This is a genomic window from Streptomyces sp. NPDC048664, from assembly GCF_040650555.1.
GTDB lineage: Bacteria > Actinomycetota > Actinomycetes > Streptomycetales > Streptomycetaceae > Streptomyces.
The window spans coordinates 1-25,594 of sequence record NZ_JBEZHK010000033.1 but is presented as its reverse complement, the minus strand read 5'-3'; the positions used below and the strand labels follow the sequence as shown (position 1 = coordinate 25,594).

At 72.5% G+C, this 25,594-nt stretch carries 27 protein-coding genes and 1 pseudogene; 16 read left to right on the top strand and 12 right to left on the bottom strand.

Annotated features, from left to right (window positions below):
- Positions 1–56: 56 nt before the first annotated feature.
- Positions 57–917 carry a dihydropteroate synthase gene (gene folP, locus AB0C59_RS28795; protein ID WP_363009668.1) on the bottom strand — a complete coding sequence of 287 codons (861 nt, stop codon included), beginning with the start codon at positions 915–917 and terminating at the stop codon, positions 57–59.
- Between the two features lie 154 nt (positions 918–1,071).
- On the opposite strand from folP, the gene AB0C59_RS28790 reads away from it, so the two are divergent.
- Together AB0C59_RS28790 and AB0C59_RS28785 are read left to right on the top strand one after the other, a co-directional pair.
- Positions 1,072–1,419, top strand: a complete 348-nt coding sequence (locus tag AB0C59_RS28790; RefSeq protein ID WP_363009666.1) for a DivIVA domain-containing protein — start codon at positions 1,072–1,074, stop codon at positions 1,417–1,419.
- A complete protein-coding gene (locus tag AB0C59_RS28785; protein ID WP_363009664.1) occupies positions 1,416–1,997 on the top strand; it encodes a DNA-3-methyladenine glycosylase I in 582 nt (193 codons plus the stop codon). The genes AB0C59_RS28790 and AB0C59_RS28785 overlap by 4 nt, the downstream gene beginning before the upstream one ends.
- Before the next feature lie 46 nt (positions 1,998–2,043).
- Here the strand turns inward: AB0C59_RS28785 and AB0C59_RS28780 are convergent, their stop codons facing one another.
- Positions 2,044–2,847, bottom strand: coding sequence for an enoyl-CoA hydratase-related protein (locus AB0C59_RS28780; RefSeq protein ID WP_363009750.1), 804 nt, complete (start codon positions 2,845–2,847; stop codon positions 2,044–2,046).
- A 374-nt stretch (positions 2,848–3,221) separates the two neighbouring features.
- Between AB0C59_RS28780 and AB0C59_RS28775 the strand changes: the two genes are divergently transcribed.
- Complete coding sequence (locus AB0C59_RS28775; RefSeq protein ID WP_003966491.1) at positions 3,222–3,389, top strand: DUF3117 domain-containing protein; 168 nt, start codon at positions 3,222–3,224, stop codon at positions 3,387–3,389.
- 116 nt (positions 3,390–3,505) lie between these two features.
- Here AB0C59_RS28775 and AB0C59_RS28770 read toward each other — a convergent pair whose 3' ends face one another.
- Complete coding sequence (locus tag AB0C59_RS28770) at positions 3,506–4,204, bottom strand: O-methyltransferase (protein ID WP_363009748.1); 699 nt, start codon at positions 4,202–4,204, stop codon at positions 3,506–3,508.
- A gap of 173 nt (positions 4,205–4,377) precedes the next feature.
- Here AB0C59_RS28770 and sigE point away from each other — a divergent pair, with 173 nt between their 5' ends.
- From sigE to AB0C59_RS28745, 5 genes are all read left to right on the top strand, one after another.
- Complete coding sequence (sigE, locus tag AB0C59_RS28765) at positions 4,378–5,148, top strand: RNA polymerase sigma factor SigE (RefSeq protein ID WP_363009662.1); 771 nt, start codon at positions 4,378–4,380, stop codon at positions 5,146–5,148.
- A complete protein-coding gene (locus AB0C59_RS28760) occupies positions 5,145–6,170 on the top strand; it encodes a zf-HC2 domain-containing protein (RefSeq protein WP_363009660.1) in 1,026 nt (341 codons plus the stop codon). Before sigE ends, AB0C59_RS28760 begins: the two co-directional genes overlap by 4 nt.
- A gap of 119 nt (positions 6,171–6,289) precedes the next feature.
- On the top strand, positions 6,290–7,777 hold the full coding sequence (locus AB0C59_RS28755) for a trypsin-like peptidase domain-containing protein (RefSeq protein WP_363009658.1): 1,488 nt from the start codon (positions 6,290–6,292) through the stop codon (positions 7,775–7,777).
- 210 nt (positions 7,778–7,987) lie between these two features.
- The gene (locus tag AB0C59_RS28750; RefSeq protein WP_363009656.1) at positions 7,988–8,443 is read left to right on the top strand and encodes a sec-independent translocase; all 456 of its coding nucleotides are present in this window, start codon (positions 7,988–7,990) and stop codon (positions 8,441–8,443) included.
- A 255-nt stretch (positions 8,444–8,698) separates the two neighbouring features.
- Positions 8,699–9,355 (top strand): hypothetical protein, encoded by a 657-nt coding sequence (locus AB0C59_RS28745; protein ID WP_363009654.1) that lies wholly within the window; start codon positions 8,699–8,701, stop codon positions 9,353–9,355.
- Between the two features lie 109 nt (positions 9,356–9,464).
- On the opposite strand, the gene AB0C59_RS28740 is transcribed toward AB0C59_RS28745, so the two are convergent.
- The 3 genes from AB0C59_RS28740 to AB0C59_RS28730 are packed head-to-tail and all read right to left on the bottom strand — an operon-like array spanning position 9,465 to position 12,497.
- Positions 9,465–10,598, bottom strand: coding sequence for an Mrp/NBP35 family ATP-binding protein (locus AB0C59_RS28740; RefSeq protein WP_363009652.1), 1,134 nt, complete (start codon positions 10,596–10,598; stop codon positions 9,465–9,467).
- Between the two features lie 44 nt (positions 10,599–10,642).
- A complete protein-coding gene (locus AB0C59_RS28735; RefSeq protein ID WP_363009746.1) occupies positions 10,643–11,206 on the bottom strand; it encodes a DUF1003 domain-containing protein in 564 nt (187 codons plus the stop codon).
- Positions 11,207–11,216: 10 nt separating this feature from the next.
- The gene (locus AB0C59_RS28730; protein ID WP_363009650.1) at positions 11,217–12,497 is read right to left on the bottom strand and encodes a CBS domain-containing protein; all 1,281 of its coding nucleotides are present in this window, start codon (positions 12,495–12,497) and stop codon (positions 11,217–11,219) included.
- 216 nt (positions 12,498–12,713) lie between these two features.
- Between AB0C59_RS28730 and AB0C59_RS28725 the strand changes: the two genes are divergently transcribed.
- Positions 12,714–13,469: a hypothetical protein gene (locus AB0C59_RS28725; protein WP_363009648.1), complete on the top strand. Its 756-nt coding sequence runs from the start codon at positions 12,714–12,716 to the stop codon at positions 13,467–13,469.
- Between the two features lie 33 nt (positions 13,470–13,502).
- On the opposite strand, the gene AB0C59_RS28720 is transcribed toward AB0C59_RS28725, so the two are convergent.
- Entirely contained in the window at positions 13,503–14,021 is a 519-nt protein-coding gene (locus AB0C59_RS28720; protein ID WP_363009646.1) for a hypothetical protein, read from the bottom strand.
- 40 nt (positions 14,022–14,061) lie between these two features.
- Positions 14,062–15,177 carry a magnesium and cobalt transport protein CorA gene (locus AB0C59_RS28715; RefSeq protein ID WP_363009644.1) on the bottom strand — a complete coding sequence of 372 codons (1,116 nt, stop codon included), beginning with the start codon at positions 15,175–15,177 and terminating at the stop codon, positions 14,062–14,064.
- Between the two features lie 549 nt (positions 15,178–15,726).
- On the opposite strand from AB0C59_RS28715, the gene AB0C59_RS28710 reads away from it, so the two are divergent.
- From AB0C59_RS28710 to AB0C59_RS28695, 4 genes are all read left to right on the top strand, one after another.
- Positions 15,727–16,311 (top strand): suppressor of fused domain protein, encoded by a 585-nt coding sequence (locus AB0C59_RS28710; protein ID WP_363009642.1) that lies wholly within the window; start codon positions 15,727–15,729, stop codon positions 16,309–16,311.
- Positions 16,312–16,379: 68 nt separating this feature from the next.
- The gene (locus AB0C59_RS28705; protein WP_363009640.1) at positions 16,380–17,021 is read left to right on the top strand and encodes a DUF6758 family protein; all 642 of its coding nucleotides are present in this window, start codon (positions 16,380–16,382) and stop codon (positions 17,019–17,021) included.
- Positions 17,022–17,183: 162 nt separating this feature from the next.
- A complete protein-coding gene (locus AB0C59_RS28700) occupies positions 17,184–18,056 on the top strand; it encodes a PHP domain-containing protein (RefSeq protein ID WP_363009638.1) in 873 nt (290 codons plus the stop codon).
- A gap of 188 nt (positions 18,057–18,244) precedes the next feature.
- Positions 18,245–18,850 (top strand): MarC family protein, encoded by a 606-nt coding sequence (locus AB0C59_RS28695; protein WP_363009744.1) that lies wholly within the window; start codon positions 18,245–18,247, stop codon positions 18,848–18,850.
- Positions 18,851–18,937: 87 nt separating this feature from the next.
- Here AB0C59_RS28695 and AB0C59_RS28690 read toward each other — a convergent pair whose 3' ends face one another.
- Positions 18,938–19,093: a hypothetical protein gene (locus AB0C59_RS28690; RefSeq protein WP_363009636.1), complete on the bottom strand. Its 156-nt coding sequence runs from the start codon at positions 19,091–19,093 to the stop codon at positions 18,938–18,940.
- Between the two features lie 248 nt (positions 19,094–19,341).
- On the opposite strand from AB0C59_RS28690, the gene AB0C59_RS28685 reads away from it, so the two are divergent.
- Positions 19,342–20,238, top strand: a complete 897-nt coding sequence (locus tag AB0C59_RS28685; RefSeq protein WP_363009634.1) for an NYN domain-containing protein — start codon at positions 19,342–19,344, stop codon at positions 20,236–20,238.
- A 37-nt stretch (positions 20,239–20,275) separates the two neighbouring features.
- Here the strand turns inward: AB0C59_RS28685 and AB0C59_RS28680 are convergent, their stop codons facing one another.
- Both AB0C59_RS28680 and AB0C59_RS28675 read right to left on the bottom strand, forming a co-directional pair.
- Complete coding sequence (locus AB0C59_RS28680; RefSeq protein WP_363009632.1) at positions 20,276–21,157, bottom strand: alpha/beta hydrolase; 882 nt, start codon at positions 21,155–21,157, stop codon at positions 20,276–20,278.
- Positions 21,158–21,239: 82 nt separating this feature from the next.
- Positions 21,240–23,678, bottom strand: a complete 2,439-nt coding sequence (locus AB0C59_RS28675; protein ID WP_363009630.1) for a DEAD/DEAH box helicase — start codon at positions 23,676–23,678, stop codon at positions 21,240–21,242.
- Positions 23,679–24,133: 455 nt separating this feature from the next.
- Here AB0C59_RS28675 and AB0C59_RS28670 point away from each other — a divergent pair, with 455 nt between their 5' ends.
- Positions 24,134–24,883 (top strand): ferritin-like fold-containing protein, encoded by a 750-nt coding sequence (locus AB0C59_RS28670; RefSeq protein ID WP_363009628.1) that lies wholly within the window; start codon positions 24,134–24,136, stop codon positions 24,881–24,883.
- 164 nt (positions 24,884–25,047) lie between these two features.
- Here the strand turns inward: AB0C59_RS28670 and AB0C59_RS28665 are convergent, their stop codons facing one another.
- Complete coding sequence (locus AB0C59_RS28665; protein ID WP_363009626.1) at positions 25,048–25,317, bottom strand: hypothetical protein; 270 nt, start codon at positions 25,315–25,317, stop codon at positions 25,048–25,050.
- Between the two features lie 96 nt (positions 25,318–25,413).
- Here AB0C59_RS28665 and AB0C59_RS28660 point away from each other — a divergent pair.
- Positions 25,414–25,594, top strand: a pseudogene (locus AB0C59_RS28660) (hypothetical protein); the annotation flags it as partial.

Here is a 25,594-nt window from a genome sequence, read left to right as displayed (position 1 = left end):
GCGGACCAGGGGGCCGGGCAGGGCACGCAACGCCGCGCACCCGCACGCGAAGGGCCCTAGCCCAACCCCCGCCGCCCGACCGCCGGCCCGCGCCACCCCGCGATGGCCGCCACCATGTCCAGCACCTGCCGCGTCTCGGCGACCTCGTGCACCCGGTACACCCGCGCCCCCAGCCACGCCGACACCGCCGTGGTGGCCAACGTCCCGAGCAGCCGCTCCTTCACCGGCCTGTCCAACGTCTCTCCCACGAAGTCCTTGTTGGACAGCGACACCAGCACCGGCCACCCCGTGACGGCCATCTCGTCCAGCCGGCGCGTGGCCTCCAGGCTGTGCCGGGTGTTCTTGCCGAAGTCGTGCCCCGGGTCGATCAGCACCGACTCCCGCGGCACCCCGAGGGCCACCGCCCGCTCCGCGAGCCCGACGGTCACCCCCAGGATGTCGGCCATGACGTCCTCGTACGCCACCCGGTGCGGACGCGTCCGCGGTCGCGCGCCCCCCGCGTGCGTGCACACCAGCCCCACCCGATAGCGCGCGGCGACCTCCGCGAGCCGCGGATCGACCCCGCCCCACGCGTCGTTGAGCAGGTCGGCACCCGCCTCGCACACCGCCTCGCCGACCTCGTGCCGCCAGGTGTCCACACTGATCACCACATCGGGGAAGCGCCGTCGCACCTCGGCGACGAAACCGACCGTCCGCCGCGCCTCCTCCTCGGCGGTGACCTCTTCCCCCGGCCCCGCCTTGACCCCGCCGATGTCGATGATCGCGGCGCCCTCGGCGACCGCCCGCTCCACGCGCGCCAGGGCGGGCTCGTCGCGGAACGTGGCCCCCTGGTCGTAGAAGGAGTCGGGAGTCCGGTTGACGATCGCCATGATCACCTGCTCGTGTGCGGCGAACTCCCGCCTGCCCAGCCTGAGCATCCCTTGTGACCTCTCCCCGTCCGTCCGTTCCGTTCGCCGGCCGCCTGCGACCCTAGCTGTCGCAGGCGCATGGCACGATCTGACCCAGACACATTCGACATCGGCACTTCCGTGCCGGCGCGCAGCGCACCGGCACCGAGCGTGGGGACCTCAGATGTTCATGTTCTTCTTCCTGGTGGTCGCGCTCGCCGTCGTGGTCGCCGCGGTGACCCTGGCCGTGGTGGGCGGCGGCGAGAGCACACCCCTGCCGGAGGTCGCGCCCGACCGGTTCAGCGACCCGCTCCCGCCGGACCGCCCGGTCGGGTGGGACGAGGTGCAGGCCCTGCGCTTCCCGCTCGCCCTGCGCGGCTACCGGATGACCGAGGTGGACAGCGCGCTCGGCCGCCTCGCCGCCGAGATCGCCGAGCGGGACGCCCGCATCGCGGATCTGGAGACCGCGCTCGCCGGCACCCGCGCCGGCGGCCCGTCCCTGGACAAGCCGGCCGAGGGGGACTCCCAGTGAGCGGCGAGGCCCTGGCGGGACCCGACGGGGTCCGCCGCTGCCCCTGGGCACTGTCCACCGAGGACTACGTGGCGTACCACGACGAGGAGTGGGGCCGTCCGGTCCACGGAGACGACGCGCTCTACGAGCGGCTGTCCCTGGAGGCGTTCCAGTCCGGTCTGTCGTGGATCACGATCCTGCGCCGCCGCGAGGGCTTCCGTGCCGCCTTCGCCGGCTTCCGCATCGCCGAGGTGGCCGGGTTCGGCGCGGCCGACCAGGAGCGGCTGCTCGCGGACGCGGGCATCATCCGCAACCGCGCCAAGATCGAGGCGACGCTGTCCAACGCGCGCGTGCTGACCGGGTGGGCGCCGGGTGAACTCGACGAGCTGATCTGGTCGTACGCCCCCGACCGGGCGGCGCGCCCGGTGCCCACGAGCCTCGCCGACGTCCCCGCGGTCACCCCCGAGTCCACGGCGCTGTCCAAGGACCTCAAGAAGCGCGGCATCCGCTTCGTCGGCCCGACCACGGCGTACGCGCTGATGCAGGCCTGCGGCCTGGTGGACGACCACCTGGCGGACTGCGCCGCCCGCAGGGGCTGACCCCCGGGCGGCGGGACGGCCGCGGCCCGGGGCAGTCGCGGCGGCCTCAGCGGCCCAGGTACGTCGGCTTCTCCTTGGCCACGAAGGCCCGCACCGCGATGGTGTGGTCCTGGGAGTCGCCCGCGCGGCTCTGCAGCTCGTCCTCCTTGTCGAGGGTCTCGTCCAGGGAGTGCGACATCCCGTAGGCGAGGGACTCCTTCAGGGCGGCGTAGGCGAGCGTCGGGCCCTCGGCCAGCGACCGGGCCGTCCTCTCGGCCTCCGCGCGCAGGTCGGCCGCCGGTACCAGCCGGTTCGCGATCCCCCACTCGTACGCCTGCTGGGCGCTCACGTTGCGCGGGAAGAGCAGCAGGTCGGCGGCGCGCGAGGGGCCCACGAGGCGCGGCAGCGTCCAGGAGACCCCCGAGTCCGCCGTGAGCGCGACCCCGGCGAACGAGGTGTTGAAGGCCGCGGTGTCCGCGACGACCCGGTAGTCCGCGGCGAGGGCGAAGCCGAAGCCGGCTCCGGCCGCGACCCCGTTGACGGCGGCGACCACCGGCTTCGCCGCCTGGGTCAGCGCCCGGACGATCGGGTTGTAGTGCTCGCGCACGGTGGTCATCACCGATGTCTCGGAGCCCGAGGCCTGTTCCTGGAGCAGCCCGATGTGCTCCTTCAGGTCCTGCCCCACGCAGAACGCCCGGTCACCGGCCGCGGTCAGCAGGATCGCGCGCACGGCCTGATCGTCCGCCGCCTCCTGCGCCGCGTCCCTCAGCGCGACCTTGGTCGCGATGTTCAGCGCGTTCATCGCCTCGGGACGGTTCAGCGTGATCGTGGCGAGTCCGTCGCTCACCTCGTAGAGCACGGTGTCGGCCATGGTGGTCCCCTCCGGTGTCGCGGCTCCGTCGTACCCGTCGGTACGCCCTGCGTCGAAGGACAGCATGGCGGAGATCGTCGCCCGAGGAACGAGCCGGATGTGTGACCTGTGTCAAAGGAGGCGGGTCCGGGGGCGTGACGCCGGGTGTCCGTGCGGGGGCGCAGTATCACAGTCACATCGCCGAATTGAGTGGTTTTGCTCGCGCGTGTTGCGCAAGCGATGCAGACCGATGTTGGTCATCGGGTCCATCGATGCGGGATAATGGCCTGGAAGCAATGTGTTCGATGCCGGTGTGGTGTGTCCTGTGAACGGACCGTGTGCCCTCTCCAGGGCCGTCGGCTGACAATGAGCTGGTTTCAGGAAGGGGAACGAGCATGGCGGCCATGAAGCCGCGGACGGGCGACGGCCCGCTCGAGGTGACCAAGGAGGGGCGGGGCATCGTCATGCGCGTTCCGCTCGAAGGCGGCGGTCGGCTCGTCGTCGAGTTGACCCCTGACGAGGCCGACGCCCTCGGCGACGCCCTCAAGAAGGTCGTCGGCTGAGCGGATAGCGACCCAGTCTTCAGTTGCCCCGGCATCGTACGCGGTGCCGGGGCACCTGTGTGCCGGGCAGGAGCGCGGCCCCGGGCGGGCCCGGGAAGCCCTTCAGACGGTGGGTGTCAGCGCTTGACCGCGCACAGCAACCCGTCGCCCACCGGGAGCAGCGAGGGCACCAGGTCCGCGCTCTCCCGCACCGTGCGCAGCAGCTCCCTCAGCCTGAGGACCTCGCTGGGCTGCGGCCCGGCATCGACCGTCCGCCCGCTCGCGAAGACCCCCTCGAAGACGACGAGCCCGCCGGGGCGCAGCAGGCGCAACGATTCAGCGAGGTAGTCGAGGACCTCCAGCCGGTCGCCGTCGCAGAACACGAGGTCGTAGCCGGAGTCCGCGAGCCGGGGCAGCACCTCCAGCGCACGGCCCGGGATGAACCGGGCGCGGTTGCTCGCGAAGCCGCAGGCGCGGAAGGCGTGGCGGGCGAACTGCTGGTGCTCGGGCTCCAGGTCCACGGTGGTCAGCACCCCGTCCGGCCGCATACCGTGCAGCAGGTGGATGCCGGAGACACCGCATCCGGTCCCGATCTCCGCGACCGCCTTGGCGTCCACGGCGGCGGCGAGCAACTGCAGCGCCGCTCCGGCGCCGGGCGACACAGAGCGCAGCCCTGCTTCACGGGCCCGGTCGCGGGCCCAGCGCAGCGCGTCGTCCTCGGCGACATAGGCGTCGGCGAACGCCCAGCCCGTCTGCCGGTTGCCGGTAATGACCCTCTCCTGTCCCCATGATTGCCTGGGCGTGACTGTATCCGCTGCCCTCGGGAACCCGCAGATGGGACCGGACGTTTGGAAGGGTGGGAAGCGAGGCGGCGGGACGACGCGGGGGACGGCGGGGGAATCGGATGGACCTGGACACCGAGCAAGTGCTGACGGAGGGGTGCCAGCCCCCTCAGCTCGCATCAAATTCTCGCAAAACCGCTTATCCGGAGCTAACGGGCGAGGTGGCTATGGTAGGGGCTCCACTGGACACCACCAGAGCCGACAGGGGAGGTGCGGCTGCGCCTACGGAGCGAGGACGAGTGCTGCGGCGCCTCCTCAGAACGTCGGGTGAGCCGAAATCCGTGACCGACACCGCTGACACACACCACGCTGCCGGATCCGCGCCGACCGCGACCTTCGCCACCGACGCGGACTCGCAGGCGTGGACTCCGCCCACCTGGGAGGAGATCGTCAGCACGCACAGCGCCCGGGTCTACCGGCTCGCCTACCGCCTGACAGGTAACCAGCACGACGCCGAGGACCTGACCCAGGAGGTCTTCGTCCGGGTCTTCCGCTCCCTGTCGACGTACACGCCCGGCACCTTCGAGGGCTGGCTGCACCGCATCACCACGAACCTGTTCCTGGACATGGTCCGCCGCAAGCAGCGCATCCGCTTCGACGCGCTGGGCGAGGACGCGGCCGACCGGCTCGCCAGCCGCGAGCCGACCCCCCAGCAGATCTTCCACGACACGCACTTCGACGCGGACGTCCAGCAGGCGCTGGACACCCTGGCGCCCGAGTTCCGCGCGGCCGTCGTCCTGTGCGACATCGAAGGGCTGTCCTACGAGGAGATCGCCGCGACCCTGGGCGTCAAGCTGGGCACGGTCAGGTCCCGTATCCACCGCGGACGTTCGCAGTTGCGCAAGGCCCTGGCGCACCGCTCGCCCGAGGCCCGCGCCGAGCGCCGGTCCTTCGTGGCGCGCGTGCCCGCGCTGGGGGGAGGGGGCGCGAGCGCGTGAGTGCATCCCGACGCCCCACACCGGCAGAGCAGCATCTGGGAGACCGGCTTTCCGCCCTGGTGGACGGAGAGCTCGGTCATGACACCCGCGAGCGTGTGCTGGCCCATCTGGCCACGTGCGCGAAGTGCAAGGCCGAGGCCGACGCGCAGCGCCGGCTGAAGAACGTCTTCGCGGCGGCGGCACCCCCGCCGCCCTCGGAGAGCTTCCTGGCCCGCCTCCAGGGCCTGTCCGGGGGAGGCGACCGCGACGCCGACGACGAGGGCACCCCCCTCGGCCGGGGAGGCTTCCCCGGACGGCTCCAGTCCGTCACGGGGCTGCCCTCGGGTCCCGGAGCCTTCGGCATGAGGGGCGAGCCGTTCGTGTACGCGCCCTCGGGCCCGCACGCCGCGCTGTCCCCCGCCGGGGAGCGGGGCTTCCGCGTCCATCCCGTGGGCCGTCAGGACGCCGAGCGGTCCTCGCGCGGACTGAGGTTCGCGTTCGTCGCCGCGGGCGCCGTGTCGCTGGCCGCCATCGCGCTCGGCGGGGTCTCGACGGGCATCACGACCGCGGGCGGCGCCGAGTCGCGCGGCGGTACGGGAGGCGGCAGCAATGTGACCCCCCTGCGTTCGCCGGGCACGGGCGGCACGGGCACGACCTCGTCGTCCGAGACGCAGCGCCGGCGCTCGATCGGGCCGCTGCTCGAACAGCGCGCCCAGGACGGGGTGCCGGCCGCTTCGAGGCGGAGCGGGGCTCCGCTGCTCCCCGCGGGCGCGGTCACGGACGTTCAGGACGCCTCGGACATGCGCTCCCTGACCGCTCCCGTGCTCGCGGGCGCCGCGGTGATGCCGCCGCCCCTCATACGCCAGGGCAACGAGACCGCACCCCTCACGCTGACCTCGCTGTCGGCCACCCCCTCGATGGCGGCTCCCGCTCTGCCGGCCGTACCGGTGCCGGCGGCCCCGTCCGCCACCGCGTCGCCATCGTCCTCCCTCACCCTCTCGGCGTTCCCCACCCCCACCGCCTCCGCGCGCGCCGCTCGCTGAACCGGGGTCCGCGCCCGGCCCGGGGCCTGGTTGAATCCGTGGTGGGCCGCGCCCGGCGAAACGTTTCGGGCGCGGATGGGACAAGCCGGCGGCGAGCGAGGGCCGGATGTGGGGAGAGCATGGACGAGGGGAAGCCGATCCTGCCGGCGACGCCCGAAGGGCGGGACGAGGCCGGGGGACGGGACGAGGGCGGGGTGCCGGGCGCCGAGCGCGGTGGCGACCACGAACCGAGCGGCCCGGCCCCCGTGCACGAGCCCGCCGTGGGTGAGCGCCTCACGCCGTTGCACGAGCCCGACGCCTACGACACCCCGCCGTACGGCCGGCCGGGCCCCTGGGCCCCCGCCCCTCCCGTCCAGCGCCCGATGGCGGCCGCGCCCCCGCCGTTCGGCGCGCCCGCGCCGGGCGCCACCCCGCCCCCGACCGACCCCTGGCGGACCTACGACCCCTGGGCGGCCCGCGCGCCCTTCCAGCAGAACGGCGCCCCGATGCCCGGCCGCCGACGGCGCCCCGGGCGGGCCCTGGTGCTCGGGGCCGCGCTGGTCGCCCTGGTCGTCGGGGGGATCGGCGGCGCCGTCGGTTCCCTGCTGGAGCGCGGTGGCGCGGCGGGTGACGCCTCGCCGCCCCAGGCGGCGGGGCCCGCCCGGCACTCCCCGGGCAGTGTCGCGGGGATCGCCGCCGGGGCGCTGCCCGGTGTGGTGACCCTGCACGTCAAGGGCGACGACGGGGAGGGCACCGGTACCGGGTTCGTGTTCGACGGGCAGCGGCACGTCCTGACCAACAACCACGTGGTCCAGGCCGCCGGCCCCGGCGGCCGGATCACCGCGACCTTCGAAGGCGGTGAGACGGCCACGGCCACCGTGGTCGGCCGGGACGCCGGCTACGACCTCGCGGTGGTCGAGCTGAGCGACGCCCACGGCCGGGGGCCCCTGCCGCTCGGCGACTCCGACGGTGTCCGGGTCGGCGACCCCGTGGTGGCCATCGGCGCGCCCTTCGGCCTCGCCGGCACCGTCACCTCGGGGATCATCAGCGCCAAGGAGCGTCCCGTCACGGCCGGCGGCAAGGGCGACGGGAGCGACGTCTCGTATGTCGACGCCCTCCAGACCGACGCCCCGATCAACCCCGGCAACTCCGGCGGCCCGCTGCTCGACGCGCACGGCCGGGTCGTCGGCATCAACTCCGCCATCCGTTCCGCCGACGACACCGGGGGGTCCGGCGACGGCGGCGAGGCGGGTTCCATAGGGCTCGGCTTCGCCATTCCCGTCAACCAGGCCAAGCGCGTCGCCGAGGAGCTGATCCGCACCGGCCGGGCCACCCACCCGGTGATCGGCGTCACCCTCGACATGAACTACTCCGGGGACGGCGCCCGTGTGGGCGCCAGGGCCGCGAGCGGTGGCCCGGCGGTCGCCGCGGGCGGCCCGGGGGCCAAGGCCGGGATCCGGGCCGGGGACATCGTCACCGAGGTCGACGGCGTACGGGTCCACTCGGGCTCGGAACTCATCGTCAGGACCCGGGCCCACCGCCCCGGCGACCGGCTGCGGCTGCGTGTCGTCCGAGCCGGAGCGGAGCGGACGATCACACTGGTCCTCGGGTCCGCGGGCGGTGGCTGACATCGACGGCAAACGCACCGGGACGGGAACAAAGACCGCCCCGTAAGGCAAACAACCCGGAAAACCCGGCCGCCGGACGCCGCCGGAAGGCCGGGACAGTACCGATCCGACCACAACGCCGGGTACCGTTGATCCGGCCCGGACCACGCATGACCCGCACCGACCACTGAGGGCCGGGGGTCGAGGGCCGAGGATCGCGAGGAGCTTCAGGTGTTCAATGACATAGGACCGCTAGAGCTGGTCACGATCGTTGTCCTTGCCGTGCTCGTCTTCGGTCCGGACAAGCTCCCGAAGATGATCCAGGACGTCTCGCGGACGATCCGGAAGATCCGGGAGTTCTCGGAGAGCGCCAAGAACGACATCCGCACCGAGCTCGGTCCCGAGTTCAAGGACTTCGAGTTCGAGGACCTCAACCCCAAGACGTTCCTGCGCAAGCAGCTGGACGGTGACGACCTGGGGCTGAAGGACATCCGCAACGGCTTCGACCTGCGCAAGGAGATGGCCGAGGTCACCGACGCGGTGAACGGCCACGACGTCGGGTCCGCGTCGTCCTCGCCGGCTTCCCCGCCCTCCGCCTCCCCGTCCCCCGGGCCGGTCGACATGACCAAGAAGCCCGGAACGGCCGAGCCCGACGACCGCCCGCCCTTCGACGCGGACGCCACCTGACGCGGTAGGGCCCCCGGCCGCCGGGGGACCGCCCGACGCGAGGGGGCGCGGCCGGATGTGACGCGCACCATACTCCGATCGGCGTGAGCACGGTCACATTGCGCCCTGAAGAGGGGTTCGACTCCTGGCGTCCTGCGGCTGTGCGTGGCGCGGTGGCTATGCTGCCCAGTTGTTGTGCGGACCGTTTTCGGAGCACGGACGCCCGTGGGGGGCGGGCCGGTCGGGTCCGACGAGAGCGAGGAGGCGTCCGGGCAGATGGAGACGACGAGTCGGGTGGGCGCGCAGACGCCGGCCGCGGAGGGCGGATCACCACTCCCCTTCGCCCGGCGAACGGCGGACGGCTACCTCCGGGCGACCTTCCCGTGGTACGGCCTCGACGAGGCGTTCACGGGGCCGCGCTGGCTGATGCAGGTCGGCGCGGCGGCCGACGGCACCGTGGAGCACGGTTCGATCGGGCACGGCGAGGAACCCTCCGCGCGCAGTGAGGCGACCGAGGACAAGGAGCGGTTCGCGGTGGTGGTCACCGTGGCCGCCAACCCCGTGCGGCGCAGCCCGGACGGCACGGGAGTGCTGGAGGCGACGTCCGTCTCCTCCGCCGCCTGGCTCGCGGGAGTGGGCCTGCTGTCGTTCACCTGGCCCGGCCAGCTCGACCACAGCCTGCGGGACGACTGGCTGGACCAGCAGACCGAGACGGCGTGGGTCCTCGCGGACGACCTGGCCGGGTCCTCCTGGTCCACCCTGTCCCTGCCGGTGGACGGCGTCCCGACGCCCTTCCACTACCGCGAGTCCGAGTACGGCTGGGTCCTGGCCGGATCCACGCGGACGGGCGTCCATGTGGGCGCGTACGGCAGGGGCATGAGCGCCTACGGGCTGGGCTTCGCCGCGATCACCGACATCGCGGCCTACGCGTAGCCCGAGAGCCGAGAGCCGCAAGGCGCCGGTACGCCGAGGGGCGCCGTCCCACCGGTGGGACGGCGCCCCTCGGCGCGCTGGACCCGGTCGCCGCGACGGCGCCGAGGTGTCAGAACTTGTTGCGCGGCGTGATCCCCAGCGACATGCCCGACAGGCCCCGCTGACGCCCGCCCAGCTTGCCCGCGATCGAGCGCAGGGCCGCGCCGGCCGGGGACTCGGGGTCGGTCAGGACCACCGGCCTGCCCTCGTCGCCGCCCTCGCGCAGACGGACGTCGATCGGGATGGAACCGAGCACCGGCACCGTGGCGCCGGTGGTGCGGGTGAGGCCGTCGGCGACCGTCTGGCCGCCGCCCGTGCCGAAGACGTCCACCATCTCGCCGCAGTGCGGGCAGGGCAGCCCGGACATGTTCTCGACCACGCCGACGATCTTCTGGTGGGTCTGCACGGCGATGGACCCGGCGCGCTCGGCGACCTCGGCGGCGGCCTGCTGCGGGGTGGTGACCACCAGGATCTCCGCGTTCGGCACCAGCTGGGCCACCGAGATCGCGATGTCGCCCGTGCCCGGGGGAAGGTCGAGCAGCAGCACGTCCAGGTCGCCCCAGAACACGTCGGCGAGGAACTGCTGGAGTGCGCGGTGCAGCATCGGACCACGCCAGACGACCGGCGCGTTGCCCGGGGTGAACATGCCGATCGAGATGACCTTCACGCCGTTCGCCTGCGGCGGCATGATCATGTTCTCGACCTGGGTGGGGCGTCCGTCGGCGCCCAGCATGCGCGGCACGCTGTGGCCGTAGATGTCGGCGTCCACGACACCGACCTTGAGGCCGTCGGCCGCCATCGCCGCGGCCAGGTTCACCGTCACCGAGGACTTGCCGACGCCGCCCTTGCCGGACGCCACCGCGTAGACACGGGTCAGCGACCCGGGCTTGGCGAACGGGACCTCGCGCTCGGCCTGCCCGCCGCGCAGCGCGGTCGCGAGTTCGCGCCGCTGCTCGTCGCTCATCACGTCGAGGGTGACGTCCACACCGGTGACGCCCTCGACCCGGGAGACCGCCTCCGTGACCCGCTGCGTGATCGTGTCGCGCATCGGGCAGCCGGAGACCGTCAGGTACACGGCGACCGCGACCGTTCCGTCCGCACCGATCTCCACCGACTTGACCATCCCCAGCTCGGTGATGGGCCGCTGGATCTCGGGGTCGTTCACCGTCGCCAGTGCTTCGCGCACCGCGTCTTCCGTAACCATAAGGACGATGGTACGGCGCTCCGCGGGGGCCCGGGATAGCCCCGTCAGCGGTCGTCTACGTCACGTCCGCCCGCCCGTTCCGCCGGGAATACGACCGCCCCGTCACCGCGTCGCCCGCCGCCGTCCAGTTCCCTGACGAGGTCCTGGAGTTCGGAGCGGATCCAGTCGCGGGTGGCGACCTCGCCGAGTCCGGTGCGCAGCGCGGCCACCTCCCGGGTCAGGTACTCGGTGTCGGCGATCGACCGCTCGTTCTGCTTGCGGTCCTGTTCGAGGTTGACCCGGTCGCGGTCGTCCTGGCGGTTCTGCGCGAGCAGGATCAGCGGGGCGGCGTAGGAGGCCTGGAGGGACAGCATCAGGGTCAGGAAGATGAACGGGTACGGGTCGAAGCGCAGGGAGTGCGGGGCGCTGATGTTCCACACCAGCCAGATGATGATGACGACCGTCATCCATACGATGAACCGTCCGGTGCCCAGGAACCGCGCGATCCGCTCCGACAGCCGTCCGAAGGCCTCAGGGTCCCACTCGGGCAGCCACCTGGTGCGGCGCGGCTGCGGTTGGTCCAGGCGGGCGCGGTGCGGGCGGGAGGCGGCGGTCGCGCCGGAGGGCATCTTCTCGCGCTCAGGAGCCACTGGCGGCCCCCTCGTCCTCCAGGTGGAACTCCGTCTCGCGCCAGTCGTCCGGCAGCATGTGGTCGAGCACGTCGTCGACGGTCACCACGCCGAGCAGTGAGCCGGACTCGTCGACGACCGGCGCCGAGACCATGTCGTAGGTCGCGAAGAAGCCCGCCACCAGGGGCAGGGGCGCGTCCGGCGCCAGTGGCTGCAGATCGTCGTCCAGGATGGAGCTGACGAGCGTGTACGGGGGGTCGCGCAGCAGCCGCTGGAAGTGCACGGTGCCCAGGTACTTGCCCGTCGGCGTCTCGTCCGGTGGGCGGCAGACGTAGACCTGGGCGGCGAGGGCGGGGGACAGGTCGGGGTTGCGGACCCGGGCGAGCGCGTCGGCGATGGTGGCGTCGGGCCGCAGCACGATCGGCTCGGTGGTCATCAGGCCGCCCGCCGTCTTCTCCTCGTACGACATCAGCCGGCGCATGTCGGCGGCGTCGTCCGGCTTCATCAGGCTCAGCAGGCGCTCCTGCTCGTCCTCGGGGAGCTCCCCGAGCAGGTCGGCGGCGTCGTCGGGGTCCATCGCCTCCAGGACGTCGGCGGCACGCTCCTCCTGGAGCTTGCCCAGGATCTCGATCTGATCGTCCTCGGGCAGCTGTTCGAGGACATCGGCGAGCCGGTCGTCGTCCAGGGCGGCGGCCACCTCCGCGCGCCGCTTGGCGGACAGATGGTGCAGCACGTTGGCGAGGTCGGCGGGGCGCAGCTGCTCGAAGGTGGCGAGGAGGCTCTCCGCGCCCTGGCCCTGCTCCTCCAGCGAGAACCCGGTGACCGCGGACCACTCCACCGTGAGCGTCTCGCCCTTGGCGCGCCGAAAGGCCCCGCCCTTGCCCTTGCGCACGAAGACCTTGTCGACCTCCCACTCCCGGCGGGCGGGAAGCTGCTGCACGGAGAGGTCCAGGACGGTGACCTCCTCGCCGTTCTCGACCAGCTTCACGCGGCGGTCCAGCAGTTCCCCGAAGACCAGCCGCTCGGTGGGCCGCTGCTCGAAGCGGCGCACGTTCAGCACGCCGGTCGTGATCACCTGGCCGGACTCGATGCCGGTCACCCGGGTCATGGGCAGGAAGATGCGGCGGCGGGTGGTCAGTTCCACGACCAGGCCGAGCAGGCGCGGGGGTCGCCGCCCCACGCGCAGCATGACGATCAGATCGCGCACCCGTCCGACCTGGTCGCCGTTCGGATCGAAGACGGCGACGGCGGCCAGGTGGGAGACGAAGATGCGAGGGGCGCTTGCCGCCATGCCCGCGCCTCCTGTTCCAGCCGGTTTGTCCGCTCGCGTGGGCTTCAGGCTAGCCCGTCCCGGTGCGGTACGCCCTGGCGAGAGGCGCGCCAGGACCAGCTCCGGAGGGCTCCTGCCACCCCGGTACGCTGCCGTACGCCGCCCGGGAAGGCGCCGGGCTCTCGCGGGGGCTTTCGCCGGCTTCCGCGGTCGTCCGCAGGAGAGGCAGCACCACCCGTGACTGAGATTCCCCAGGCCCGTACCCGCAGGTCCGCGCTGGTGGCCGCGATGTGCGCGCTGGTCGTCGCGGGGACGGGCCTCACGGGATGCGGCAGCGGCGACCCGGACGCCGGGACGAACGGCGTGGGGAAGCTGCCGGCCGAGCAGATCCAGAGCCGGACGCGCGCCGCGGCGAAGTCGGCGCCGACGGTTCGGCTGTCCGGGACCGTCGTGAGCAACGGCGGCACGTTCAAGCTGGACATGCGCCTCAAGGGCGACGGCGGCACCGGATCCGTCACCTCGAAGAACGGCACCTTCGGTCTGCTGCGGGTGGGCGAACACCTGTTTCTGAAGGCCGACGCCGCCTTCTGGGCCCGGCAGGACGGCGGTTCCACGGACGGCGGGGGCTCGGCGGCGGCGAGCAAGCTGGGCGGCAAGTACGTGAAGGTGCCGACGTCGGACCCGGCCTACAAGCGGTTCAGCGGATTCACCGACAAGGGTCTCCTGCTGGACGGACTCCTCACCCTGCACGGCGCCCTGACGACGGACGGCCACCACGAGCAGGGCGGGGTGCCCACCATCCGGATCACCGGGGACAAGGGTGCCGGCGGCACGCTGGACGTCTCCCTCAAGGGCCGGCCGTACCCGCTGCGGCTGGTCCGCGCGGGCAACGCCGGCACGCTGGCCCTGTCGGACTGGGGAAAGGACTTCCCGCTGGTGCGGCCGCCGGACAACGAGACGGTGGACTACGGGAAGCAGCTGCCGTCGTCCTGAGCGGACGACGCGGCAGGCCGCCCTCGCGGCTCGCTACCGGCGCTTGCGCCGCAGCAGTCGCGGCAGGGCCGCCGGGATCGGCTCGCGGGTGACGGCCGGGGTCGCCGGAGGCGGCGCCGCGAGCGAGTCGTCCGGCAGCGGCAGCGTCGTACCATGCGGCTGAAGCCGCAGGACGCGGCACTCGCGGCGCCAGCGCAGCGGCATCTCCTCGCCGTCACCGGCGTTCAGCCGCTTGCCCTTGAGCTCGGCGACCGCGGCGTCCCACTCGGGCGAGCCCGGCGCCAGCTCCACCACCGTCGCGGGCCAGGCGACGACACGGCCGCCCTTGTCCTTGCTGCGGACCGTGACGACGGCCTCGCCGCCGTCGGTCAGACCGGTCAGCGGCTGCTCGCCGGGGCCGTCGCCGAGCACGCAGGCGGCACCCGCGTGCCACACGTGCCACAGGGGGCGCGCGGGTCCGGTGCCCGCGTCACCCGAGCCCTGGACCCAGATCAGTCCGGACTTCTTCGTGGCCTCCTCGACGAGGGCCGCGTCGAGCAGTTCGCTGGTCATGCGCCCACCCTAGGCCCTGGGCCTGTCCGAGGGCGGTCCCTCACAGCCAGCCGTTGCGCTTCAGGGTGCGGTGGATGCCCAGGCAGATGACCACGGTGACGCCCATGATCGCCGGGTAGCCGTACTTCCAGTGCAGTTCGGGCATGTACGAGAAGTTCATGCCGTACACCCCGCAGACCATCGTCGGTACGGCGATGATCGCCGCCCACGCGGTGATCTTGCGCATGTCCTCGTTCTGCGCGACGGACGCCTGCGCCAGGTTGGCCTGGAGGATGGAGTTCAGCAGTTCGTCGAAGCCCATCACCTGCTCGTGGACCCGCGCCAGGTGGTCCGCCACGTCCCGGAAGTACTTCTGGATGTCCGGGTCGATGAGCCGCATGGGCCGCTCGCTCAGCAGCACCATCGGGCGCAGCAGCGGCGCCACCGCGCGCTTGAACTCCATCACCTCGCGCTTGAGTTGGTAGATGCGGCTCGCGTCCGTGCCGCGGGGCGTGCCCTTCCGGTCCGGCGAGAACACCTCCGTCTCCACCTCGTCGATGTCGTCCTGCACGGCGTCGGCCACCGCGATGTACCCGTCCACGACATGGTCGGCGATCGCGTGCAGCACGGCGGAGGGACCCTTGGCGAGCAGTTCGGGGTCCTCCTGGAGCCGGCTGCGCAGACCGCGCAGCGAACCCTGGCCGCCGTGCCGGACGGTGATGAAGAAGTCCCGTCCGGTGAAGCACATGACCTCGCCGGTCTCCACGACCTCGCTGTTGGCGGTCAGCCGGTCGTGCTCCACGTAGTGGATGGTCTTGAAGACCGTGAAGAGGGAGTCGTCGTACCGCTCCAGCTTCGGCCGCTGGTGCGCCTGCACCGCGTCCTCCACGGCGAGCGGGTGCAGCCCGAACTCGCCCGCGATACCGGCGAACTCGGCCTCCGTCGGCTCGTGCAGACCGATCCACACGAAGCCTCCGTCGCGCCGCACCAGCCGCATCGCCTCCTGCGGCGACAGGGGCGCGGGGGTCTGCACGCGCACCCCGTCGCGGTACACCGCGCAGTCCACCACGGCGGACGGCGTGGCCGGGTCGCGCGTGGTGTCGTAGGTGCCGGTGTCCTTGCGAGGCACGGGGCGGGAGGGGCGGACCGCGGCGCGCAGGTCACGGATCATCGACATGGGGCAGGCTCCTTCGCAACGAGCGGCGAGCAGCGAAGGCGTACGACGACGGGTGGAACTACCCGGAATGAGGACGTCCTGGCAAAAAGACGTTTGGCACGTCCACAAAGCGGGGAGCACCGCACCGTTGCGGTGGCCGGCTTCGCTACTTGACTCGGATCAAACAGATCGGACGGATCAGGTAGAACGAAACGAAGTGCTCTTCCGTGGCGCACGGGTGGATCCGACGTGGGTCCGGATAACCCGGGGAATCCGTACGGAAACGCGGCGCGTGTGCGAGAGGTGGCGATCAGCCAGAGCCGAAACGGCTACATCAGCGGTCGGAAGAGCGGGTGCTACTGCACGGTCGACTTCGATCCATGACAGCCCCACCTCCTCCGGCCAGTCCCCGCTGAGGGACGATCCCATCCCCGTAGGGGATTTCGCATGGCGTCGGGACCCGATCGCGACGCTTCTGCGTGCTGCCCGAAACCACCGGCCAACAGTATCAGCACGCCGAAGTGTCAAGGTGCTGCTTTGCCCGCTACTGACGAGTTCTATGCTCACCGCATGGTTGATGTCCTTCCTCTGGTCGAGGCCCGTTTGCGTACCACGCTGGGTGAACCGGACGCGCGCGCCGCGGTCACCTTCCTGGGTACGGACCGCATCGAGGTGCTGCGCTTCGAGGAGGGGGACGTCCTGCGCTACGCCACGCTCGGCATGTCCGCCCAGCCCATGACGGATCCGTCGGCGATGCTCGCCGACCCGTTGAAGGGCCCCCGGGCCGAACTGGTCCTGTCCGTGCGCGGCGGTCTCGCCGACACCGACAAGGTGCTGCGCCCGCTGGCCGTGCTCGCCGCGTCCCCTCAGGTCGAGGGTGTGATCGTGGCCCCCGGCGCCTCGCTGGACGTGGGGGAGCCGCTGTGGCCGGGCGCCCCGTTCAGTTCGGTCCTGGTCGCCGAACCGGGCGGTCTGGTCGAGGACCTGGAGCTGGACGAGCCCCTGGAGGCGGTGCGGTTCCTGCCGCTGCTGCCGATGACGTCGAACGAGGCCGCCTGGAAGCGGGTGCACGGTGCCCAGGCCCTCCAGGAGCGCTGGCTGACGCACGGGACGGACCTGCGCGATCCGGCCCGCCGGTCGGTCCCGCTGGACTGACCCGGGGCGCACTCCGGACGGGTGATCGTCCTTGACGTGGCGCTGCCCGGGGAGGACCGTGGAGCCCTATGAGGGGCGAACCCAGTTGCCCGAAGTGTGGTGGCCGGGTCAGGGCTCCCGGACTCTTTGCCGACTCCTGGCAGTGCGATGTGCACGGCAATGTCCATCCGTTGCAGCCCGTGATCCCGCCCAGCGTCGAGGCCCTCAGCGTGGTGGTGCACCGCGCCAAGGTGCCGGTGTGGATGCCCTGGCCCCTGCCGGTGGGCTGGCTGTTCACCGGCGTGGCCTACGCGGGCGACGACCGCAGCGGGGGCAGGGCCACCGCGGTCGCCTGCTCGGGCCCCGGGCCGCTCGGCGGGATGGGTGAGCTGATCCTCGTCGCCGAGGAACTGGGCGTCGGACTCGGTGCCCGGTACGCGGGGGTGGACGGCCCCGACCCCGGCCCCTATCTGAACGTCGAGAAGCCGCCCCAGGCGAAGGTGCTGGCCGTGGGCCGCCCCACGCCGCTGTGGCATGTCTCCGGCGCCCCCGTCGACCGCGCGGTCTTCGCGGGCGAGGCGCTGGGCCTGTGGCTGTGGGCGATCGTCTGGCCCGAGCAGACGGGGATGCTGATGTACGACGAACTGGTGCTGACCGACCTGCGGGACGCCGGAGCCGAGGTGGACCTGCTGCCCTGCGGGGCGCTCTCCCCGCGCCTGCTGGAGCCGTGACGCGCCGGGCGCGACGCGGCGGCGGGGTGCGGCGGCGAGGTGGAGGGGGCGGTGTAGGGGGCGCTTCCCCCTCGCGGGTGTGACACGAGGGGTCTCGGACGCCCGTTATCCTGGAGCGTCCCCGTCGTTCGTTCCGTCCTGTCATCGCTTGGAGTCCGTGTCGTGCGCATCGATCTGCACACCCACTCCACCGCCTCCGACGGTACGGACACCCCCGCCGAGCTGGTGCGCGCCGCCGCCGCGGCCGGACTGGACGTCGTCGCGCTCACCGACCACGACACCACCCGGGGCCACGCCGAGGCACTGGACGCCCTGCCCGAGGGGCTGACCCTGGTCACCGGCGCCGAACTCTCCTGCCGCCTCGACGGCGTCAGCATGCACATGCTGGCCTACCTCTTCGACCCGCGGGAGCCCGCGCTGCTCGCCGAACGCGAGCTGGTGCGCGACGACCGCGTGCCCCGGGCCCGGGCCATGACCGCGAGGCTCCAGGAGCTGGGCGTGCCGATCGACTGGGAGCGGGTGGCGCGTATCGCCGGCGACGGCTCGGTGGGCCGCCCGCACCTGGCCTCCGCGCTGGTCGAGCTCGGCGTCGTGGACAGCGTCTCCGACGCGTTCACCCCCGCCTGGCTGGCCGACGGCGGTCGCGCGTACGTCGAGAAGCACGAGACCGATCCGTTCGAGGCGATCCGCCTGGTCAAGGCCGCGGGCGGGGTCACCGTCTTCGCGCACCCCGCCGCCGTCAAGCGCGGCCGGACCGTCCCGGAGTCCGCCATCGCCGACCTCGCCGCGGCGGGACTCGACGGCATCGAGGTCGACCACATGGACCACGACCCGGCGACCCGGGCACGGCTGCGCGGGCTCGCCCGCGAACTGGGCCTGCTGGCGACCGGCTCCTCCGACTACCACGGCAGCCGCAAGACCTGCGTGCCCGGACAGTTCACCACCGACCCCGAGGTCTACGGGGAGATCACACGGCGTGCCACCGGGGCGTTCCCGGTGCCGGGTGCCGGTGGACCCGGGCGGCGGACCGCCTGAGGGCCGGCCCTCAAGGCCTGTTCCCGCCCCGCCTCCCCGGCCCCTTCCTCGCCCCCTCCCTCCTTCTCTTCCTTCCTCATCTCCTTCCCGCCCCCACAGGCCGGCCGTCCTGGGTCGCGCCCATGGCTTCCCCAGGGCACGGCGTGCTCCTCGCCGTGTCGTCACCCGTACTCCCCCGCAAGGCCCTCATGTTCGACGTCGCCGTCTTCGGCTCCCTGTTCCTCACCCTCTTCGTGATCATGGATCCCCCCGGGATCACCCCGATCTTCCTCGCGCTCACCGCGGGACGCCCCGCCAAGGTGCAGAAGCGGATGGCCCTCCAGGCCGTCTGCGTCGCCGGCGGGGTCATAGCGGTGTTCGGTGTCCTCGGCCACCAGATCCTGGACTACCTGCATGTCTCCGTGCCCGCCCTGATGATCGCGGGCGGACTGCTCCTCCTGCTGATCGCCCTGGACCTGCTGACCGGCAAGACCGACGAGCCCAAGCAGACCAAGGACGTCAACGTCGCCCTGGTGCCGCTCGGCATGCCGCTGCTCGCCGGCCCGGGCGCGATCGTCTCGGTGATCCTGGCGGTCCAGAAGGCCGGCAGCGTCGCCACCCAGGTGTCGGTGTGGACCGCGATCCTCGCGATCCACGTCGTGCTGTGGCTGGTGATGCGCTACTCGCTGCTGATCATCCGCGTGATCAAGGACGGCGGTGTGGTGCTGGTGACCCGGCTCGCGGGCATGATGCTCTCCGCCATCGCCGTCCAGCAGATCATCAACGGCATCACCCAGGTCATCCACGGGACCTGAACCTCCCCGGGAGCCCCCCGGGACGCGCTCAGCCCCGTACGGCACTGCTGCCGTACGGGGCTGAGAAGTCTCTGACCGGCGAAACCCCTACGAAACGATGGACGGGTCGGCCGGGCGGATCCACAGTCGCTGCCCGATGGCCGCGGCCTGCTGAACGATCTGCTTGACGGAGGCGGCGTCCACGACGGTCTTGTCCACGGGCGTGCCGTCGACGTCGTCGAGTCGCAAGATTTCGAAGCGCATGGCTTCTCCCTTCGTCTGGTCATCCTCCTGAGGAGAACTACTGGCGTGCGGAGCGCGGGGCAGCTCTGCCCCCCTCCTGTACTGAGTCAACGGGATGCTTGTTACAAACATTCCCTACGCTAAGGAAAATTTTCGAGTCCCTAATGAGTCACGTGTCGCGGCGGGGTTACGGAGCCGTTTCCGGCAGGCCGTGCACGCCGGTCGCTCGGTTGTGTCCGCTGCGTGAGCGCCGGGACAATGGGCGCAGTATGAACGACGACCTGGCGGCGCTCGGCGCCCGTATCGACCACACCAACGAGCTGCTTCGACGCATGCTCGCCGAAGTGGCCAAGACCCCCTCGACCCACGCGATCTTCGTCGACGCCGGGTATCTGTACGCGGCCGCGGGACGCCTGATCGCCGGTACCGAGGACCGCCGGGCCTTCGACCTCGACGCCGAGGGGCTGATCGAGGCACTGATCGACAAGGCGCGCACGATCTTCGCGGACAGCAGGCTGCTGCGCGTGTACTGGTACGACGGAGCCCGCCGACGCATCCACACCGCCGAGCAGCAGACCATCGCCGAACTGCCCGACGTCAAGGTGCGGCTCGGCAACCTCAACGCCAACAACCAGCAGAAGGGCGTCGACTCCCTCATCAGGTCCGACCTGGAGTCACTGGCCCGGCACCGCGCCATCAGCGACGCCGCGCTCATCGGCGGCGACGAGGACCTGGTGTCGGCGGTCGAGGCGGCGCAGGGGTTCGGGGCGCGGGTGCATCTGTGGGGCATCGAGGCGCCGGAGGGCCGCAACCAGGCGGAGCCGCTGCTGTGGGAGGTCGACAGCCAGCGCACCCTGGAGATCGACTTCTTCAAGCCGTATGTGAACCGGCGGACCGCCGCGACCCACGAGGCGTCCGCAGGGACCCGCCCCACCCGTGAGGAGGTCCGCTTCGTGGGCGCCCGGATCGCCGCGAAGTGGCTGTCGGAGCGGGGCCGGGAGGCGCTCGCCGACCTGCTTCCCGGCCACCCCTACCTGCCGGGCTCCGTCGACCAGGATCTGCTGGTGGAGGCCGAGGGGCTGCTCCAGTACTCCCTGCGCGGCCAGGCCGACCTGCGACGCGCGCTGCGGGACGGCTTCTGGGGGCACCTGCAGAGCCAGTTCTAGGACCGGCCCGGCCCCGGCCCGGTACCGGCCGGGCGGGTCAGGCGGACGCGGGCACCTCGTCCCAGAACGCGGCCACGGCGCGGGCCGTCGCCTCGGGCTGGTCCGTGTTGGGGGAGTGGTCCGCCCGTGGCACGACGGTGCGCCGCGCGCCCAGCCGGACGGCCATGTCGTCCAGCAGCTCCACCGGCCAGGTGTCGTCGTGGTCACCCGACAGCACGTGCAGCGGCAGGCCGACGGCGGCCAGTTCCGCCACCCGGTCCGGCTCCTCGCACAGCTGGCGGCCCGTGGCGATGAGCTGGGCCGGGCTGGTGCCCAGCCAGCGGCGGCGCAGGTCGTCGCCGTCCACCAGCCCCTCGTCCAGGTCCGAGGCACCGGCCGCCTGCGCCTCCATGGCCTGCATCACGTCCCATGCCTCGGCCATGGTGATGACCGCGAGGCCGTCGCGCAGCATCGTGACCCGCTCCTGCTGGGAGGCCGCGATCCGCGCCGGTCCGGAGGACATCAGCGTCAGCGAGACGAAGGGGGAGGCGTCGAGGAGGACAGCGGCCCGGGAGACCTGACCGCCCATGGAGTGCCCGAGGAGATGCAGAGGTCCGCCGTCGGCCACGGCCCGCGCCTGGGCGAGCACGTCGTGGGCCAGCTCCGCCTGCGCGTACGGCGCCTCGTCGTCCCGGGGACCCGGCGACTCGTGCTGACCTCGTCCGTCGACGGCGACGGTGCGGTATCCGGCCGCGGCGAGCAGCGGCTGCAGCACGATGAAGTCCTCCTTGCTGCCGGTGAACCCGGGCAGCAGCAGGGCGGTCCCCCTGACCCGCGCGGTCGCCGCTTCCGCGTCGAGCACGGCGAACTCCCCGCGGTCCGTGACAAGACGGTGCGCCCGGACGCCGGGGGGAGGGGTGAAGGTGGGGGGACGGCTCATGGACAGGATGTTACCGGCCAGTTGGAACGCCGGCGGCCCGCCTCCCACGGATGGGGAGGCGGGCCGCCGGCGTGGTGTCGCGTCAGCTCTCGGCAGGCTCCGCGGCCTTGCGCGTACGGCGCCGGGGCTTCGCCGGAGCGTCGTCCGCCTGAGCCGGGATCTCGGGCTCGGCGGCCACCGCCTTGCGGGTACGGCGGCGCGGCTTGGCCTCGGGCTCCTCGGCCGTCTGCGCGGGGATCTCGGGCTCGGCGGTGGTGGCCTTGCGCGTGCGGCGACGCGGCTTCGGCTCCTCCTCCGGGCTCTCGACGGCCGGCTCCGCGGTCTTGCGGGTGCGGCGCGGCTTGGTCTCCGTGGCCTCGACGGTGTCGAGGGCGGCTTCGGCCTTGGCGGCAGCGGTCTTGCGCGTGCGCCGCGGCTTGGTCTCCGTGGCCTCGACGGCCTCGGCGACCGCCTCGGGCTCGGTGGCGGCTGTCTTGCGCGTGCGGCGACGCGGCTTCGGCTCCTCCTCCGGGCTCTCGACGGCCGGCTCCGCGGTCTTGCGGGTGCGGCGCGGCTTGGTCTCCGTGGCCTCGACGGTGTCGAGGGCGGCTTCGGCCTTGGCGGCAGCGGTCTTGCGCGTGCGCCGCGGCTTGGTCTCCGTGGCCTCGACGGCCTCGGTGATCACCTCGGGCTCGGCCACCGCGGCCTTGCGCGTACGGCGTCGGGGCGCGGCCTCGACCGCTTCGACGGCGGCTTCGGCGACCTTGGCGGTCGCGGCCTTGCGGGTGCGGCGCGGCTTGGCCTCCGCGGCCTCGACGGTGTCGAGGACGGCTTCGGCGGCGACCGGGGCGGCCTCCGCCGCCTTGCGGGTACGGCGACGCGGCGTGCTCTGCGGCTCCTGCGCCGACTCCGCGGTGTCCACCGCGGCCACGGCGGCCGGGGCCTCCCGCACGACCGGGACGTCCACCACCGCGGTGTCCGCGACGGTCTCGGCGCTCTTGCGGGTGCGGCGGCGGCGCGACTTCACCGGCTCGGCCGTCTCCACGGCCACCTCCGCGGCGTCGGACACCGCCGGGGGAGCCGACTCGGCCACCGGCGTGACCGCGACCGTCTCCGCCGACTGCCCGGCGCGCATCCGGCGACGGCGACGCGGCGTGCGCGGCGCGTCGGCCTCGGCCGCGTCCGGCGCCTTCACGGCCGCCGTCGTGTCCGTGCCGGCCGGCGCGCCCAGCGCCTCTCCGGCCCGGGTGCGGCGGCGACGACGCGGCGCACGCGCCGGACGCTCACGCTCATGCTCGCGCTCGGCCGGCGCGGGGCCCGAGGAACGGCGTCCGCGCGCACCGCGGCCACCGGTCTCGCCGAGGTCCTCGAGCTCCTCGGCGCCCAGGCCCGCGCGGGTGCGCTCGGAACGGGGCAGGACACCCTTGGTGCCCGCGGGGATGCCGAGGTCGGTGAAGAAGTGGGGCGAGGTGGAGTAGGTCTCCACCGGCTCGTGGAAGCCCAGCTCCAGCGCCTTGTTGATCAGCTGCCAGCGGGGGATGTCGTCCCAGTCGACGAACGTGATCGCCGTGCCCGACGCGCCCGCGCGGCCCGTACGGCCGACGCGGTGCAGGAACGTCTTCTCGTCCTCGGGGGACTGGTAGTTGATGACGTGGGTGACTCCCTCGACATCGATACCGCGCGCCGCGACGTCGGTGCAGACGAGGACGTCCACCTTGCCGTTGCGGAAGGCCCGCAGGGCCTGCTCGCGCGCGCCCTGGCCCAGGTCGCCGTGGACCGCGCCGGAGGCGAACCCGCGCCGCTGGAGCTGCTCGGCGATGTCGGCCGCCGTCCGCTTGGTGCGACAGAAGATCATCGCGAGTCCCCGGCCCTCGGCCTGGAGGATGCGTGCGACCATCTCCGGCTTGTCCATGGAGTGCGCGCGGTAGACGTGCTGCGCGATGTTCGCGACGGTCGCGCCCTGGTCGTCGGGCGCGGTGGCCCGGATGTGCGTGGGCTGCGACATGTAGCGGCGGGCCAGTCCGATGACGGCGCCCGGCATGGTCGCCGAGAACAGCATGGTCTGGCGCTTGGCCGGCAGCATGTTGATGATCTTCTCGACGTCGGGCAGGAAGCCCAGGTCGAGCATCTCGTCGGCCTCGTCGAGGACCAGGCACTTCACGTGCTTCAGGTTCAGCTTCTTCTGGCCCGCGAGGTCCAGGAGCCTGCCCGGGGTGCCGACGATCACGTCGACGCCGTTCTTCAGGGCCTCGACCTGGGGCTCGTAGGCCCGGCCGCCGTAGATCGCGAGGACGCGCACGTTGCGCACCTTGCCCGCGGTCAGCAGGTCGTTGGTGACCTGCGTGCACAGCTCGCGCGTGGGGACGACGACGAGAGCCTGGGGGGCGTCGGTGAGCGCCTCGGGCTTGGCGCGGCCCGCCTCGACGTCCGCGGGGACGGTGACGCGCTCGAGGAGCGGAAGGCCGAAGCCGAGCGTCTTGCCCGTGCCGGTCTTGGCCTGGCCGATGATGTCGGTGCCGGACAGGGCGACCGGCAGCGTCATCTCCTGGATGGGGAAGGGGTTGATGATGCCGACTGCTTCAAGGGCTTCGGCGGTCTCGGGAAGGATTCCGAGATCTCTGAAAGTCGTAGTCAGGGTGCTGCCTCTTCTGTGTGCGCGGTGCGAGGCGAACGCGGGGGTCGTGACCGTACGGACGACGTCGGCCGACTTGGGGGACGGGCCTGTGGCACGGGACCACGCCGACGCTCCAGCGCTCGTACCGCTGAGGGTGTCCCTCCGGACTCCGTACGCACAGTGCCGTACGGACAGGGAGGGCTGTCAGGTCGGAGCCGATCGGGCCACCGACCGGGCATCCTCATACGTGCGGCCCGTCGAATACTCGGCAGGCGCATTACCACCATACCCCGGAATCCCGCACACGTGTTGGCCGATTCGGTCACGTAGTCGTCGTCACAGTGATTGACCAGGGCCTTCCGGCACCCGGTGAGCGGGCTATTGTGCGCTTCATGACGACGCCTGACAACGCTCCCGACGACGCATCCGCCGAACCCACCTCGGTCGCCGCCCAGGACTGGGCGAAGGCCTCCGTCGATCCCCAGTACCGCGCGGCGGTCGTGGACCTGCTCGGCGCGCTCGCCTACGGCGAGCTCGCGGCGTTCGAACGGCTCGCTGAGGACGCGAAGCTGGCGCCCACGCTCGTGGACAAGGCGGAGCTGGCGAAGATGGCGTCCGCCGAGTTCCACCACTTCGAGCGGATCAGGAACCGGCTCACCGAGATCGGGGCCGAGCCGACCGGGGCGATGGAGCCGTTCGTGGCGGCGTACGACAGCTTCCACAAGCAGACGGCTCCCTCGGACTGGCTGGAGGGGCTCGTCAAGGCGTACGTGGGCGACTCGATCGCCAGCGACTTCTACCGCGAGGTCGCGGCCCGTCTGGACTCCGACACGCGTGAACTCGTCCTGACCGTGCTCGACGACACCGGGCACGCGGGCTTCGCCGTCGAGAAGGTGCGTGCCGCGATCGACGCCGACCAGCGGGTCGGCGGCCGGCTCGCGCTGTGGGCGCGGCGGCTGATGGGCGAGGCCCTGTCGCAGTCGCAGCGGGTGGTCGCGGAGCGCGACGCGCTGTCGACGATGCTCGTCGGCGGTGTCGCGGACGGCTTCGACCTGGCCGAGGTCGGCCGGATGTTCTCGCGGATCACCGAGGCGCACACGAAGCGGATGGCGGCGCTGGGGCTGGCCGCCTGACCCGGCCCCTCCGATCCCCGCCCCGACCGGCCGCACCGTGGTGCGGCCGGTCGCATCTCGGCAGGGTGGCGGCGGTGCGCGTCAGGGTGACCGCCGCTCGGGGCGGGCCGTCTCGGGCGGCTCCCTGCGGGGCGTGCCGGGCGAGTCGGGGCCCGGCGGCGGCCTCACGCCGTCGCCGACCGGCGGCGCAGTCTTTCCGCGGGGCGCAGCAGCAGCGACAACGAGGCCGCCGAGACGACGAGCGCGCCGATGAGGATCACCGGGATTCCGGCCGACGCCAGCGCGCTGTGGGTGATGAACGCGCCGAACACGGCACCCGCCACACCGGTCGAGAGCACCAGGGCGCGCAGCGGCAGCCGGTGGGCCAGCCGGTGCGCGGCCCACCACGCGAGGGCGAACCCGAGAACGGCGGAGCCGAGTGCTTCCACGAGCATGAAGATTGTCCCTCCCAAGGCCGCTGCCAGGGCGAATCGGTCGTAGCCGGTCTACCCGTGGCGACCCGCACGCAATCCTGTGGCGTGGGGGGAACCGTGCTCCTTCTGAGCCTGAGGAGCCTTGGGGGGCGAGGATGTCGCCTCCTGACTCCGGAACCCGGAACACACGACGGCGGGAGGTGCCGGAGCTTCTTCACCGACGGCCTCATCGAGCATCCGGCACGCCCCATCGACGAGGGGCTGGACGAACTCGCCGCACTCGCCACCGCGTACGCCT

Excerpts from the sequence above, each read along its gene's own strand:
- folP (WP_363009668.1), bottom strand. The coding sequence starts at position 917 with ATGCTCAGGCTGGGCAGGCGGGAGTTCGCCGCACACGAGCAGGTGATC.
- AB0C59_RS28790 (WP_363009666.1), top strand. The coding sequence starts at position 1,072 with ATGTTCATGTTCTTCTTCCTGGTGGTCGCGCTCGCCGTCGTGGTCGCC.
- AB0C59_RS28780 (WP_363009750.1), bottom strand. The coding sequence starts at position 2,847 with ATGGCCGACACCGTGCTCTACGAGGTGAGCGACGGACTCGCCACGATC.
- AB0C59_RS28775 (WP_003966491.1), top strand. The coding sequence starts at position 3,222 with ATGGCGGCCATGAAGCCGCGGACGGGCGACGGCCCGCTCGAGGTGACC.
- sigE (WP_363009662.1), top strand. The coding sequence starts at position 4,378 with ATGGTAGGGGCTCCACTGGACACCACCAGAGCCGACAGGGGAGGTGCG.
- AB0C59_RS28755 (WP_363009658.1), top strand. The coding sequence starts at position 6,290 with ATGGACGAGGGGAAGCCGATCCTGCCGGCGACGCCCGAAGGGCGGGAC.
- AB0C59_RS28745 (WP_363009654.1), top strand. The coding sequence starts at position 8,699 with ATGGAGACGACGAGTCGGGTGGGCGCGCAGACGCCGGCCGCGGAGGGC.
- AB0C59_RS28740 (WP_363009652.1), bottom strand. The coding sequence starts at position 10,598 with ATGGTTACGGAAGACGCGGTGCGCGAAGCACTGGCGACGGTGAACGAC.
- AB0C59_RS28735 (WP_363009746.1), bottom strand. The coding sequence starts at position 11,206 with ATGCCCTCCGGCGCGACCGCCGCCTCCCGCCCGCACCGCGCCCGCCTG.
- AB0C59_RS28730 (WP_363009650.1), bottom strand. The coding sequence starts at position 12,497 with ATGGCGGCAAGCGCCCCTCGCATCTTCGTCTCCCACCTGGCCGCCGTC.
- AB0C59_RS28720 (WP_363009646.1), bottom strand. The coding sequence starts at position 14,021 with ATGACCAGCGAACTGCTCGACGCGGCCCTCGTCGAGGAGGCCACGAAG.
- AB0C59_RS28715 (WP_363009644.1), bottom strand. The coding sequence starts at position 15,177 with ATGTCGATGATCCGTGACCTGCGCGCCGCGGTCCGCCCCTCCCGCCCC.
- AB0C59_RS28710 (WP_363009642.1), top strand. The coding sequence starts at position 15,727 with ATGGTTGATGTCCTTCCTCTGGTCGAGGCCCGTTTGCGTACCACGCTG.
- AB0C59_RS28705 (WP_363009640.1), top strand. The coding sequence starts at position 16,380 with ATGAGGGGCGAACCCAGTTGCCCGAAGTGTGGTGGCCGGGTCAGGGCT.
- AB0C59_RS28695 (WP_363009744.1), top strand. The coding sequence starts at position 18,245 with ATGTTCGACGTCGCCGTCTTCGGCTCCCTGTTCCTCACCCTCTTCGTG.
- AB0C59_RS28690 (WP_363009636.1), bottom strand. The coding sequence starts at position 19,093 with ATGCGCTTCGAAATCTTGCGACTCGACGACGTCGACGGCACGCCCGTG.
- AB0C59_RS28685 (WP_363009634.1), top strand. The coding sequence starts at position 19,342 with ATGAACGACGACCTGGCGGCGCTCGGCGCCCGTATCGACCACACCAAC.
- AB0C59_RS28680 (WP_363009632.1), bottom strand. The coding sequence starts at position 21,157 with ATGAGCCGTCCCCCCACCTTCACCCCTCCCCCCGGCGTCCGGGCGCAC.
- AB0C59_RS28675 (WP_363009630.1), bottom strand. The coding sequence starts at position 23,678 with ATGACGCTGCCGGTCGCCCTGTCCGGCACCGACATCATCGGCCAGGCC.
- AB0C59_RS28665 (WP_363009626.1), bottom strand. The coding sequence starts at position 25,317 with ATGCTCGTGGAAGCACTCGGCTCCGCCGTTCTCGGGTTCGCCCTCGCG.